12 protein-coding genes are annotated in these 12,717 nt (G+C 33.4%); 3 read left to right on the top strand and 9 right to left on the bottom strand.

Features of this window, described 5'->3' with window-relative positions; all coding sequences use genetic code 11:
- Positions 1–35: 35 nt before the first annotated feature.
- The 5 genes from aroC to Q5I06_RS00315 are packed head-to-tail and all read right to left on the bottom strand — an operon-like array spanning position 36 to position 4,239.
- Positions 36–1,121, bottom strand: a complete 1,086-nt coding sequence (gene aroC / locus Q5I06_RS00335) for a chorismate synthase (RefSeq protein WP_305516211.1) — start codon at positions 1,119–1,121, stop codon at positions 36–38.
- 1 nt (position 1,122) lies between these two features.
- Positions 1,123–1,797, bottom strand: coding sequence for a ribonuclease III (rnc, locus tag Q5I06_RS00330; RefSeq protein ID WP_305516403.1), 675 nt, complete (start codon positions 1,795–1,797; stop codon positions 1,123–1,125).
- On the bottom strand, positions 1,790–2,233 hold the full coding sequence (rnhA, locus tag Q5I06_RS00325; protein ID WP_305516210.1) for a ribonuclease HI: 444 nt from the start codon (positions 2,231–2,233) through the stop codon (positions 1,790–1,792). Before rnhA ends, rnc begins: the two co-directional genes overlap by 8 nt.
- Positions 2,220–3,332 (bottom strand): hypothetical protein, encoded by a 1,113-nt coding sequence (locus tag Q5I06_RS00320; protein WP_305516209.1) that lies wholly within the window; start codon positions 3,330–3,332, stop codon positions 2,220–2,222. Before Q5I06_RS00320 ends, rnhA begins: the two co-directional genes overlap by 14 nt.
- A gap of 1 nt (position 3,333) precedes the next feature.
- Positions 3,334–4,239: a SurA N-terminal domain-containing protein gene (locus Q5I06_RS00315; protein WP_305516208.1), complete on the bottom strand. Its 906-nt coding sequence runs from the start codon at positions 4,237–4,239 to the stop codon at positions 3,334–3,336.
- Between the two features lie 116 nt (positions 4,240–4,355).
- Between Q5I06_RS00315 and Q5I06_RS00310 the strand changes: the two genes are divergently transcribed.
- The 3 genes from Q5I06_RS00310 (at position 4,356) to Q5I06_RS00300 (ending at position 7,341) form a co-directional block, all read left to right on the top strand.
- Positions 4,356–5,519 (top strand): MFS transporter, encoded by a 1,164-nt coding sequence (locus Q5I06_RS00310; RefSeq protein ID WP_305516207.1) that lies wholly within the window; start codon positions 4,356–4,358, stop codon positions 5,517–5,519.
- A gap of 111 nt (positions 5,520–5,630) precedes the next feature.
- Positions 5,631–5,981 (top strand): hypothetical protein, encoded by a 351-nt coding sequence (locus Q5I06_RS00305; RefSeq protein WP_305516206.1) that lies wholly within the window; start codon positions 5,631–5,633, stop codon positions 5,979–5,981.
- Positions 5,982–6,027: 46 nt separating this feature from the next.
- Positions 6,028–7,341 carry a DNA recombination protein RmuC gene (locus tag Q5I06_RS00300; RefSeq protein ID WP_305516205.1) on the top strand — a complete coding sequence of 438 codons (1,314 nt, stop codon included), beginning with the start codon at positions 6,028–6,030 and terminating at the stop codon, positions 7,339–7,341.
- Here the strand turns inward: Q5I06_RS00300 and Q5I06_RS00295 are convergent.
- The 4 genes from Q5I06_RS00295 to Q5I06_RS00280 all read right to left on the bottom strand — a co-directional run bounded on the left by Q5I06_RS00295 (position 7,338) and on the right by Q5I06_RS00280 (position 12,701).
- The gene (locus Q5I06_RS00295) at positions 7,338–8,216 is read right to left on the bottom strand and encodes an outer membrane beta-barrel protein (RefSeq protein ID WP_305516204.1); all 879 of its coding nucleotides are present in this window, start codon (positions 8,214–8,216) and stop codon (positions 7,338–7,340) included. The two genes, Q5I06_RS00300 and Q5I06_RS00295, sit on opposite strands and share 4 nt — an antisense overlap.
- A 13-nt stretch (positions 8,217–8,229) precedes the next feature.
- On the bottom strand, positions 8,230–9,210 hold the full coding sequence (locus Q5I06_RS00290; RefSeq protein WP_305516402.1) for a tRNA dihydrouridine synthase: 981 nt from the start codon (positions 9,208–9,210) through the stop codon (positions 8,230–8,232).
- Between the two features lie 97 nt (positions 9,211–9,307).
- Positions 9,308–10,624 carry an McrC family protein gene (locus Q5I06_RS00285; RefSeq protein ID WP_305516203.1) on the bottom strand — a complete coding sequence of 439 codons (1,317 nt, stop codon included), beginning with the start codon at positions 10,622–10,624 and terminating at the stop codon, positions 9,308–9,310.
- Complete coding sequence (locus tag Q5I06_RS00280; RefSeq protein ID WP_305516202.1) at positions 10,608–12,701, bottom strand: McrB family protein; 2,094 nt, start codon at positions 12,699–12,701, stop codon at positions 10,608–10,610. Before Q5I06_RS00280 ends, Q5I06_RS00285 begins: the two co-directional genes overlap by 17 nt.
- Between the last annotated feature and the right edge of the window lie 16 nt (positions 12,702–12,717).

Raw genomic sequence — 12,717 nt, 5'->3', positions numbered from 1 at the left:
AAACTTTTAATATACTTGAATTGGATTAACGAGCTTCATTTATAGATTGTATGCAAATGCTCTATTTTGCTTCCAAGATTTAAAAGCAACATATCTGCCAAAACTAGTGCCAAAAGGCTTTCACACACTACGCTGCCTCGAACCGCTATACAAGGATCATGCCTTCCTCTAAGCTCACAAACAACCTCATTTCCGTTTGTATCTAATGTTTTTTGTGCCAAAAAAATACTTGGGGTTGGCTTAAAATAAACCTTTACAAAAATATCCGATCCATTGCTCAACCCCCCCAAAATACCTCCTGAATGATTGCTCAAAAAACCACTAGAATCAATGCAGTCATTATTCTCACTCCCAAAAACTTCAGCTGATCTAAGACCATCTCCAATCTCCACAGCCTTAACCCCATTTAATCCCATCATAGCAGAAGCTATAGCACCATCTAGTTTATGATACAAAGGCTCTCCAAGTCCTATAGGAATTTTCTCATCCAACCCTCTAGCCTTAATCAACGCTACTCCACCAATACTATTATGAGCCATTCTTGCTTTATCAATAAGTGTTTTTTGTGCCTCTTCTTTATTTTTATCTAAAGAAAATATCTCACTTTGTTTAGAATATTCAAAATCTACCTCTTCTGAAACAATCGTGCCTATTGAATAAATACCACCTTCACAAATAATCCCGACTTCTTTTAGTAACATCTTTGCAATAGCCCCACTTGCAACTCTTAGAACACTCTCACGTGCAGAACTTCTTCCGCCGCCACGATAATCCCTAACTCCGTATTTGTGATAGTATGTCCAGTCTGCATGTCCAGGACGAAAAATAGATTTGATATTTTCATAATCAGCACTTTTAGTATTGTTATTTTTTACTATCATTCCAATAGGTGCTCCTGTGCTGATTCCTCCAAAAACTCCACTAAGTATTTCAACCTCATCGCTTTCTTTTCGTGGAGTGCTATAGCGATTTTTTCCACCTTTTCGTCTATCCACCTCTTGAGAGATAAAAACCTTATCAATTTTAAGACCTGCAGGAACCCCATCTATAATACATCCAATTGCTTCCCCATGAGATTCTCCAAAAGTGCTAACTCTAAACCTTTGTCCAAATGTATTCATGTTAGTCCTTTTTTAACTTCTCATAAGCGATTTGTGCACATTTTTGTTGAGCATCTTTTTTGCTTTTTCCCCTTGCTCTAGCATATTGCTTACCCCTAATCAAAAGAATCATCTCAAACTCTTTGCAATGATCAGGACCACTTTCAGATACAAGCTCATAGGTAGGTATTTCAAAAAATTGTGCTTGAGAAAGCTCTTGAACGCTGGTTTTATAATCTAAAGATAAGCTTTGAAAATCCCTATTTGGATAGACTTTTTCTAATAATATCTTTACAATTCTTCTAACATCTTCCAACCCTGATTCAAGATACACAGCACCCATCAATGCCTCAAAAGCATTAGAAAGAATAGAAGGCTTATTTCGTCCTTGATTTTGCTCTTCGCTTTGAGAAATGTATAGATAATGACCTAGGTTAATCGACTGTGCGAGTTTCATAAAGCCTTTTTCACTGACCACTCCTGCTCTCATTTTTGAAAGATTTCCTTCTGTACTTTGTGGAAACTCATAAAACAACAATTCACCCACCACCAAGTCTAAAACAGCATCTCCTAAAAATTCCAATCGTTCATTATCTGGGCCAATTTTATGGCTTTTGTGTGTAAGTGCTTGTAAAAGTAATTGCTTATCATTAAAATAGTAGTCTATATCTTTTTCTAGTGATTTAAAATCAGTCATTTTGTCCATTTGATACCTTTTTGTATTTTAAAGCCCACTCTTTAGCAATCTTATCACATCGCTCATTCTCGATATGTCCATTATGACCCTTTACCCAAATCGTTTTGATATGATGGCATCTAGAAACCCTAACATACTCTCTCCATAAATCTGGATTTTTAATTTTATCAAAATCTTTTTTTACCCAACCATCTAACCAGGAACTGATACCATCACAAACATATTTTGAGTCACTATAAAGTTCAACATTACAGGGTTCTTTTAAGCATTTTAGTGATTCTATAACCGCTTTTAATTCCATTTGATTATTGGTGCTATTTTCCTCTCCTCCTGCTATTATTTTTTCTTTATCTGCATATTGCAATATTCCACAATACCCACCATATCCGGGATTTCCAAGAGAAGAACCATCACAAAAAAGCTTAACTGATTTCATTATTTTTCATCTTACGTGGTTTTAAAATCAAGTCCATCATTCCTAGCTCTGAACAAGATGGACAACGATAAGAATCAAAAGGAAAGATACTTTTACAACTATGACAGCGATACTCAAAATCTATTCCGGCTTTTAAGTGAGTATTATAGTGAGAGAGTCTTAGGAGTTCAAGCTCGAAAATCTCGCATTGTTTTTTGTCATCAACATACCCTTTTGCCCGATATACATCTAAAACTTGCTGAGAATCTTTAAGTATATTCATAGGAATATCATCTTTGGAAAAACTCCATAGTAAATCCACAAAATTATCCACACAATCAAGCCTGATAATATAATTCCAAAACATTGGCAGATTATAAGTTTTCATATATGAAAGTATCATTTTTTGCAAAGAAGGTGCTTTTGCAAATAATAAATCGATTTGATACTGTTTTTGTGCCAAAGAAAGAAAATTATCATTAATAAGCATCATTAAATACAGGTAGTTTTTACTATCTAAAATAACCTTATTTTCCGAGATTTCCAAACTTGTGAGATATTGGCTATTTTTATCCCCAAAATGATCTTTATCGCTAGATCCAAACTCGACTTCATCAAGACAATCAAGAACCTCTAATGCTTTTTTGTATTCCCCCATACTTTCATAAGTACGCATCAAATAAGAAAGTGCATTAGAATTTCTGGGATAACTTTTGAGTATTTCAATAAATATATTTTTTGCTCTCTGCAAAAAACCTGCATTAAAGTAAGTGGCTCCTAAAGCCTCCAAAATTGGTATCTTATCTTTTGATTCAGGTGTTTTTTCTAGCATACTCAAATAAATTTTGATTGCTTGTTCATTATCGCCACTTTTAGCATAAGTCTGTGCTAAAAACATCAAAGTGGGGATTGGGTTGTTTGCTAAAGATAAAAACTCCATTACCCCATCATTAAGTCCGCTATATTCGTAAGATTTTGCAAGATTTATCAGGGATTGTGAACGTTTCTTTGAACGATTACGATTGCGACTATAATCAGCTAATGCGACAATAGCGATTATAGCGATTAAAATCGTGATCCCAAAAAGTGGGTCCCTATAAATAAAAGCGATGTCTTTCAATTCATTCTCTTATAATGTTGATTTTTGCCTTCACTCGTATTTTTTCAAAATATTCATCCAAAATTCTATCTTGATTACCCTCTACAAGTTTTTGTGCGATAAAGTTTTTAGCTTGTGCAAAAGGCACTTGAACTGTCCCTACTTTGTCTTTGATAAAAAATGATACATAACTGCCTTCTCCTGCATTAAGTATGGGGGTAAAATCCTTGTTTTTAGTCTGAATAAAAACTTGAGCTATTTGAGGATTTAAGGATTCTAAAGAAATTTTTTCTTCCCCGCTATCTACACCTGTAATCTTCATCATAGGATTTTGAATTGCTTTTTTCAATGCCTCAGGATCTTTGGACACATAGCGAATTGTTTCCACTTCTTTTGGAATACTAAATTCTTCTTGATGTTTGTTGTAATAATCACGCATTTGAGTTTCACCAGCGGTATTCACATTTGAGAGTAAAACGCTTCTTAAAAGCTCTTGGGTTTGTATCTGTTCTTTTAATTCATCTTTATATTTTCCATAATTAACACCTTGCTTCATTAATGTAGCAATAAAAGTATCATAATCCATTCCATTTCGCTTAGCGATATTTTTGATTTCAGCTTCAACTCTAGCATCATCTACATTAATGTTAAGACGTTTGATTTCTTGAGTTTTTATCCTATCAGCGATCAATACATCAATGGCTTTTTGTTTATCAACTTTTAGTTTTTTTTGAGTCTGTGCTATCTCATAAAGAGTTATGGGATCTCCATTTACCGTGATAGCAATCCCCCCTATAATATTTCCTGCAGAAGGTTTTGATTGTATTTTTTGTGCCTTTGTAGTCGGTTTTGCACTCTCTTGAGAATCTTCAGCAAATAGACCCGAAATACAATACACAAGAGAGAAAATCAAAAAAATCTTTTTCAATATATTCCTTTTTTTATAATACGGCTATTTTAACATTAAAAAACTATTTTTAATTTAGAATGTGTATTTTTAAGATAGAATTCAAAACTCAAGTTCATCATCTGGATAACAAAATAATGAAATTCGATTCTTCCAATAAAGCAATTTTAGCTTTAGCTCTAAGTTCCTTTTGTATGGGTGTTACAGAATTTATCGTCGCAGGTATACTCCCTGATATTGCTAATCATTTCAATATCACACAGCCTCAAGCAGGTTGGCTTGTAACTCTTTATGCCGTAGGAGTGGTGATTGGTGCACCTCTTCTCACGATTCCTCTAAGCTCACTTAATCGCAAAAATCAACTCCTCATCAATTTAGGAATTTTCGCTATTGCAAATCTGATTATTGGGATTAGTGATAGTTTTTATTTGAGTTTGTTTGCTAGATTGATTGCGGGATTTATGCACGGAGTATTTTTTGTTATTGCCACGATTGCGGCAGTCAAAGTTGCAAAAGAAGGGAAACAAAGCCAAGCTATAGCCGTGATGGTTTCAGGGCTTACGATCGCTTTAGTTACAGGCGTACCTCTGGGAACTTTTGTAGGTCAAGCTTTTGGTTTTAAGGCTGTATTTTTACTGATTTTTATTCTTACTAGCATTGCTTTTAGTGCTGTTTTTTTAATTATGCCCAATCACCTACAGAGCTCTCAAACAAATATAAAAAATCTTTATTTGGCTCTAAAAGTTCCTCCTTTGCTCAAATGCTATTTTATCACCATTTGCACTTGTGGAGCTGGATTTGTACTCTATACATATGTGGCTGATTTACTCTTAAATGTCAGTGGTTTTGAAAAAAAATCCATCGGGATTATTTTACTTTTATATGGCATCTGTGCTGTAATTGGAAATCTAGTAGGTGGGAAAATAACTGATTCTAAAGGTGCAATTATGGCCCTAAGAATAATTTTATTTGGACAGGTTATTGTTTATTCTCTTGTTAGCTTGAGTGCGTACTCTCAGATATTTGTTATTATCAATCTATGCTTGATGGGATTTTTTGGATTTGCTGGAATATCCCCTCTAAAAACCCTAGCAATGATAAGTGCTCAAAAATATACTCCGAGCTTTATGGATAGTTCTATCAGCTTAAATGAAGGTGCGTTCAATGTTGGAATCGCCCTTGCTTCATTTATTGGGGGAATTATTTTTGCCCATCTAGGAATTATCCTCAACCCAATATTTGCAGGTCTTTTTGCTCTACCTGCATTTCTGATTACACTTAAAAGTTCTCGCACTATTTAGATTTTAGTGTCCCGAGAAATCTAGCAAAATATTTGTCCCAAATCTATATTTTTAAATAAATTTTAAACAATAAAAAATTAAAATAAACACAAAAATTCATTAAGGGAATGAATGAAAAAAATAGAAACTTTATTTATTTTACAAAGTGGAAAAAAATATAAAACAACTCAAAGTAGAACAAGTATTTATCGGATACAGAATAAGATTTTTTTGCGAGATTATCCAGAAAATGATGAAAATCCTGTAGATATTACAACCCTTGAATCCATCTTATGTTATAGCGGCAAAAATGAAAAAACTACAAAAACTGTAATGCAAAAGCTTTTAGACAAAATGAAAAGCTATGATGAGACACAAGAACAAAAAAAACCTATCAAAAACAGAGTATTTGATTTTATAGAATTTGAAAAAACCTTACCATTAGAAAATAAGAAGAAAAAACAAAAAATAGTGCCGAAATAAGCTCCTTTATTCTATAATTCGAGAATATAATTTTGCAAGGATATGCATGTTGGCTTTTTTTGTCATTTTATCTCTTATTCTTACATCTACTCTGATATTTCTATGGCTTTATCATATAAAATCTCGCTCGATTTCACCGCAAATAAACGAATTCAAAATCAAGATTTCCAACCTCACTACAGAGCTTGATCTACAAAAAACATACTATGAAAAAACCTTAGCAAATGAGCAAGAAAAACTTCAAAACACTATAGAAAACCTAAGTCATCAAAATGATACACAAAAACAATACTATGAAAAACGTCTAGCTGATGAGGAAGAAAAAATAAATGCTTTAAAATCAGATATAAACAATACTGAAAAAATCAAAAAAGATCTAAAGTTAGAATTTGAAAACCTCACTCAAAAAGTTCTGGAAAATAAAACCCTAGCCTTTAATCATTCTCAAACCAAAACTCTAGAACCTCTTCAAAAAGATATTAAAGATTTCAAAGAAGCCTTTGAAATGCTAAAAACCGAACAAACAAAAGAAAGAATGGGGCTTTTAACAGAAATCAAACTCTTAAAAGAAATGAATGAAACCATCTCACAAGAAGCTTCTAATCTCACTAAAGCACTCAAAGGAGAGAGCAAAACTAGAGGAAATTGGGGAGAGATGATTTTAGAATCTTTGCTAGAAAAAAATGGTTTGATACAAGGTGTGCATTATTACAAACAATCCAATTTTAAAGATGAAGATTCAGGAAAACATTACCAACCTGATATTGTCCTAAATCTCCCAGATGATAGAGTGATTATCATAGATGCAAAACTCAACCTTATAGCCTATGATGAATTAATAGCTTCAGAAACAAAAGAAGATATTGCAAAATATACAAAAAATCTTCTAAACAATATTAATACACATTTCGCTGAGCTTGGAAGCAAAAAATATCATCTCTTAACTCAAGGCAAAAGCCCTGATTTTACAATTATGTTTATCCCCATTGAAGGAGCTTTTATAGAAGCAATGAGAGCAGATCCGGATTTATTCAACAAGGCCTATAATCTCAGAGTCGTTATCACCTCTCCTAGCACATTGATGTCTATATTGATGACGATTAATAACCTCTGGAAAAATGAACAAATTGACAAAAACTACCACAATATCATCTCCAAACTCGATTTACTCAATAATAAGATGATGACTTTTTGCAAACACATGGATGATATTGGCAAGGGTATTGAAACACTTCAAAACAGATATGAAATAGCGAACAAAACCTTAAAAATTGGCAGAGGGAATATCATCGACAGAATCAAAACAATTCAAAACACCGATCGTTCTATTGAATATGACACCAAAGAAGATGAAAGCTAGAATAAATAAACATAGCTCACACGCCACTCCTTGCCCTTAGAAATATCAAAATTTTGCCTCAAAAGTTGCTGTTTCCACGGATCTGTATCTCCGTAATCATACCAATTTTGAGAATTCAGACCATAATATGGAATTTTTACTCCTATATTGATGCGATTGTGCCTACCTAAATAAACAGATCCTCCAAGATTGGCAAAAAATCCACTTCCAGATGCAAAATAAGGATTTCCATTCACTCCTACTTCTTCGTTATTCCAAGAATTACTCCTCAAAGTAGCATATTCTACACCGCCCCCCGCATACACGCCAACTTTAAAAAACGGCATTTTTTTCCAAAATAGCTGCACCAAAGAGTCGATCGGAAGGTTGATAAAAAAATCAAGATTGAGAGCATAGCTAATCCAAACTCCGTTATCAAAGAGATTTGTTTGAGGAGTAGAAACATTTTTCATTTTAACCACTCCAGTAGTCATTGTCTTAGGTGGAGCAAAAACAGGGGGACAATTCGTGCAAGTAGTAAAAGATTTGTCTCTAGCAGGAGTATCTGTTACGCTCGAACTATCTAAACTACCCAAAGAAACATTTGCATATTCCATACTTCCATAAAAACGCAAACCTGTGATTTTAAACTTATCAAAAAAAGCTTCATCTCCAATCATCGCAAAAAAAGTGTTGCCTTGATGACCGGCATAACTTCCAGTTGTTTTATTCCCTATACACAGACCATCAGGACAAGTGCTATTATCTTTAGTGGTTTGTTGCCAAAAATCAGTTTGATAATGCGTTCCTTCTCCGACTCCAAAACCTGTGAATAAGTTATTTTCTATCGCAAAAAGAGGTAAAATCAACAAAAATGGGAGTAAATATCTTAACACTTCATTTTTCCTTTTATACGCTTTTTTTATTTAGCTCTACAATCACAGGTAAATCACCCCTGATAATGCCATTATCAAAAAACTCATCAATCCCTTCACGCATCTGTTTTGCACAAGTCATTGAATTTACCTTTGTGCGAAACTCGCTCGCCCCGCTATGCCCTTTAGCATAAGCGTGGAGATTTTTACGAAACATCACCACACCTCTATCTCCATAGAAATCGACCATTCTATCAAAATGTTCAAGTACAAGTTCTTTTTTTATCACAGGAGGAAGTTCATCAGTATTATTTTTAATCTGCCAAAATATCCATGGTGAACTCAAAGCTGCACGACCTATCATCAAGCCATTTGCTCCTGTTATTTTCAGCACCTCTTTTGCCTTTTGAAGACTTGTAACTTCCCCATTTGCAATGACTGGGACTTTTAAGATTTTCTTCATTTGAGCAATACTCTCATAATCTATCTTGTCTTTTTTATAGCCATCGCTACGCGTTCTACCATGCACAACTATAAAATCTACAGGGGCATCTATGAGTGCGTTTGCTATTTCTAAAGGGATTTTTTTATCAAATCCAAGTCTAACCTTCACACTTGTATAGGGTTTATTGGTATTATCTTTGATAATATTGAGCATTTTTACTAGATGAGGGAGTTCTTTTAATAATCCACTCCCATTTCCATGATTGGCAACTTTTGGAGCAGGACAACCACAATTAAAATCAATGATATCGATTCCTTGCACATCATTTAAAACCTGCACGGCTTCTTTGAGGATTTCTTCTTTTGATCCTGCTAATTGCACAGAATAAGGATTTTCTAAGGGGGATTTTTCGATCATTTTCTTTGTTTTTGCACTCGAGTATGCAAGGGCATGAGAGCTTATCATCTCACTTACTGTGATATCCACGCCAAATTTCTTCACCACAGATCGAAAGGGCAAGTCCGTGTAACCTGCCAAAGGTGCTAACATCAATAAATTTTGAAAATCTATCTTTACCATTACTACCTTCTTGTCATTATGTATAAGATTATATCATATTTGATTGATATGGCAAATTTATTCAATTTTTTAGAGTTTTTGCCTAATATTAGGTGTTTTTAAAGCGTTTAAAAAATTCTTCGATTTTGGTTTTCTCGTTTTCCAAAGGCAAATCAACAAAAATAATCTCTAAACAAATGTTTTGTGAATTTTCTGGTTTGAAAGTAAATTCTTTTTCTCCTTGAAAATCGCCCACTTTAGGATAAATTAGAATCACTTTATTGCTTTTATATTTACTCACATACGCCCACATCTGATAGACATCAGATGCTGAAATGTCTGTTTGCTTACTTATCTTTTTCCATTTGGTATCTAAAATAATAGTTTCTGCTTCTCCTTTTGTTGCTACAATATCTGGACACAAGGCACAAAAATTCTTTTGATTGTTTTGTAGTAAATATTTTCCTCTGTCCTGAATACGAATATTCCATCCATGAGAATATCGCTTGAAATGATAGGCAATATAAGATTCAAAAAGATGATTCATGTCAAACAAAAGTGCCATAGCCTCACTATTTCCAGCATAGGGAGTGAAATTCTCTCTTTTCAAAAACACCTTACACCAAAGGAGAATATTTTCGTAATGCTTGAGTGATCTATCGCTATGACAAGAGCTGAAATCCTTATCAATATTTTTGCTAATAGGCATATCATCAAAGACAAAACGGCATTCCCGCAAAAGACCTTGAGTTTTTAAGCTTAGGGGCATTTTTGAGAATAACTCTAGTGTGCTTTTTATCAGCCGATTTTGCGGGATATCTGGAGTGTATTCATCAGCACGAGTATAAAATCTCTCTTGATGGGCGAGATTGTGCTTGATGTTTTGCGAGAATAGAAGTTTGCCTTTTAGATAAAAGCGATTTTTTTCTATAGAGTGGTAGTTTGACTTGATACCTTTTTTTATAAGTGCTGTGAGTTCGCTCAAAAACATCTGAATAAAGATTTCCAAAAGCGAGGTTTTTGAAGTGCTTAGATTTGAAAGATTGGAAGTTTTGGCAGGAAAATTTTTGAGTGTTTTCAACATTTCAACAAGGAGGTTTTTTGTTGTTTCAAGCTTTTTTACTTTTTCTGACTCTATTTTTGATAAATCCTCATCATAAATCTTGGGCAAAATCTCTAAACAAAAGCCGCTTTTAGTCTGGATAAGCCCAACATAATTTTGAGCCCTGAGGGCTTTGCCTCTTTTATCTATTGCGAGAAAAAAACGGTTATTTTCATAGGAAGCAAAATCTCTAAGCTCATTGAAGATTCTCTCTGCTTTTGCTTCAATGTTTTCACCATCAATTTTACTTTTTATATCCTCTTGGTCAAATTTCTGCCATTCGATGATTTGCAAAGTATTTTTTGGGCTAATTTGATTGTTCATTTTTTGTATTATTAGGCTCTTCGTAAATTTTTTTATAAGTCAAAGATTTGTTCCAAACATCTTCATTAAAGTCGGTGATTTTATAGCTGTCTTTGTCCTCCAAATCTAAATTTTTAATAGCCTCTCGATTTGAAAAAATCTTTTGATATTTATCTTTATCTTTTTTTACCATTTCATTGCCATTTAAAACCGCATTGATTTTGGCATAGTCTTCATAAAAATACTCTTGCAATAAAGGAATGATTTTGTTTTGAAATACTTTTTTGAGTTCATCTAATGTTTTTACATCGATAAAAAATGCATGACCGATGGTGTGCTCTCTATCATAGAGAAACTCAATACGTTTATTTATAGCTTCAAGCATTCGTGCAAGATTTATTTTTTCATCCTCTATGTTTCGTTCTAAATTTTCATAACTAGGCATCATCTCGATAAAATCAAATCTTCTGCGAAGAGCTGTGTCCATAAGAGCAATACTCCTATCAGCAGTATTCATCGTACCAATGATATAGAGATTGCTAGGCACCCCAAAAGACTCTCCACTATAAGGCAAGGTCAAGGTCAGCTCTTCAGTTTTTCCAAGTCTTTTACTAGGCTCTATAAGAGTGATGAGTTCACCAAAAATCTTAGAAATATTTCCTCGATTGATTTCATCAATGATGAGAATGTAAGGTTTAATTTCTTCAAATCTTTTATTGTTTTTAGAGAGTTCAGGACGCTCTTCTTCAAACTTTTGAAGACTTTTATATATATCAAGATAACTACTAGCATAAGGATGTTTTTCATTTTTTATAAGCCGTTTAATATCATTGGATTCTTTAATGATTCCATTTCTAAAATCCTGATAATCTCTTTTTAATATCTGAGAAGTGAGCCATTGATTAGAGTTTCCAAATACAACATCATCAGGGTTTAAAAAAACAACTTCTACAGAAAAATCACCTATATAAAGTGGCACTCCATCTTTTTCTTTAATCCTGGTTCTCAATTCTTTCATAAAGCTCCGGATCAAATCATCTAAATCTGAATCATTATAAACATATGTCCAGTTATTCTTAACACTTTCGTAATTATCTACCGCTTTATTACAAATTCTCTTAAAAACCCCGTCTTGCACTTTATATTTTACACTCTCTTGAATTTCATTGCCCTCATTATCTCTAACTGGCTCATCAACTATAGGTTTTATGCCCTCTATAAATTCCTCATAACCATAGTTCTGATGGAAAGTTATAAATTCGATTTGACCTTGTTCTACAAAATCTTTAAATTTTTTTTTCTTATCTTCTCGTGAATCATCTAACTTACAGTCCAAAATCTTAAGTGCCTCATCAATTGCATGATAAGTTTTTCCTGTTCCAGGAGGTCCGTATAAAATTTGATTTAAAGAAATCCTTGAAGTTTCACTGGATATATCATCATTATTTGCTGATTTTTCATCAGTTTTTTTGTTCCCATATTCTTTCCATAAATCCCAGTCAAAAATATCATTGATATTCTTAGGTTTTTGATCAATGATAATTTCATACATCTTAGGTATTGTCAATTCTTTTGGATCTCTTTTGCACTCTTTTTCTATAATTTTTCTTAATATTTCTTCCTTATAGATAGGGAATATTTGCGGATTCACTATTTGTGAATCTTTTATTTTTTGATAACAAAAAGCTATCTTCCACTTATATGTATTCCATCCACAATCAATCAAATCAATGTCACTTATTTCATTTCTCTCCACACATTCAATGATTTTGAGAATAGCGTTTTTAATAGTATCAAATGCCTCATCTTTTGTGTCTCCATATTTTTTATACCAAACATATCCATCCTTATCGTACAAAGAATCATTTTCTCTTGATATATCAAATTTGGCTTTTGATTTGTTATAAATCCCATATTTGATAGATTCTCCTCCTCTTATATCTCCCAAGGTCTTTAGATTGAATTCTATCCACCAAGCGAAATTGCGTTCTTTTGCTCCTGCTGTGTGATAATCCTGCAAAGTCATTTTCTGCACTTCTTCTTTGTTCCAAATCCTCTGAAACTCATGCCACTTTATTCTCTCTTGAGTGCTTAACATCATCATCTCCAAAATA

This window comes from Helicobacter cappadocius, from assembly GCF_030688855.1.
Classification (GTDB): Bacteria; Campylobacterota; Campylobacteria; order Campylobacterales; family Helicobacteraceae; genus Helicobacter_J; species Helicobacter_J cappadocius.
This window is presented reverse-complemented; position numbering and strand designations above follow the sequence as displayed.